Origin of the sequence: Burkholderia sp. Se-20373, from assembly GCF_017104705.1 — a bacterium.
GTDB lineage: Bacteria > Pseudomonadota > Gammaproteobacteria > Burkholderiales > Burkholderiaceae > Burkholderia.
The window spans coordinates 1-1,079 of sequence record NZ_JAAGPH010000354.1; the positions used below are offsets into that span (position 1 = coordinate 1).

At 73.0% G+C, this 1,079-nt stretch carries 1 protein-coding gene; it reads right to left on the reverse strand.

All coding sequences use genetic code 11. The features are described 5' to 3' along the window. Nucleotides 1–1,079: M48 family metalloprotease (locus G3N96_RS38725; RefSeq protein WP_206140491.1), on the reverse strand; the 1,079-nt coding region annotated here is incomplete at both ends.

Consider the following 1,079-nt stretch of genomic DNA (forward strand, 5'->3'; position numbering starts at 1 on the left):
CCGCCGCGCGGGTCGGGCCGACGACGCGGTGCGGCTCGGCGAGCTCGTCGCCGGATCGTCCTCGCGCCGCTCGCGGCCGTCGAACGCACTGCGTGCCGACGCGAGCGCCTTGCCGGCTGCGTCGTACTCGCCGAGCAGCGCATCCGCGAGTGCGATGCCGTACCAGTTCGCCGCGACGTTCGGCGCGGTGCGATCGTCGATCTCGAACTGCATCCGCCGCGCCTCGGCCGCGATGTCGGTCGGCGCCCGGTTCTGCAGGACGCGCAGCCGCGCACGCACGAACCCGTATTCGGGCGACTGGCGCGGCTGCCGGTACGGCGCGCGGCGCGCGCGATCCTCCATGTCGGCGATCCGCTCGCCGGTCAGCGGGTGCGTGCGCGCGTAGGCCGGCACGCCCGCATCGCCCATCGACGCGCGGTCGAGCCGCTCGAAGAAGCCCGGCATCCCGTACGGGTCATAGCCCGCGCCCGCGAGCAGCTGGAAGCCGACGCGATCGGCCTCGCGCTCGGCCGAACGCGAGAAGCGCAGCTGGTTGTCCACCGCATACGCCTGCCCGCCCACCGCGATCGCACTGCCGAGGTCGCCGCTTCTCGCGAGCACGCCGGCCAGCACGCCGAGCAGCATCGTCGCGAGCGCCGTATAGCCGGTCTTCTCGTTCGCACCGATCATCCGCGCGATGTGCCGCTGCAGCACGTGCCCCATCTCGTGGCCGACCACCGATGCGAGTTCCGATTCCGTCTGTGTCGTGACGACGAGCCCGCTGTTGATCCCGATGAAGCCGCCCGGCATCGAGAATGCGTTGATCTGCGGATCGCGCACCGGGAACAGGTCGAAGTCCGGCGTGTAGCCGCCGATGAAGCGCGCGGCCGCCGCGGCCGCGAGCCGCGCCGCCATCGCGTTCAGGTAGTCGCGCACAAGCCAGTCGTCGAGATAGTCGGGATCGCGCCGCACTTCGCGCATCACACGCTCGCCGAGCCGGCGCTCGGCCTGCGGCGTCAGCGAACCGCCGGAGCCGTCGCCCAGGTCGGGCAGCTCCAGCGCGCGAAGCGGCGCGCGCAGGCTCGCGGCCGGCGCCGACG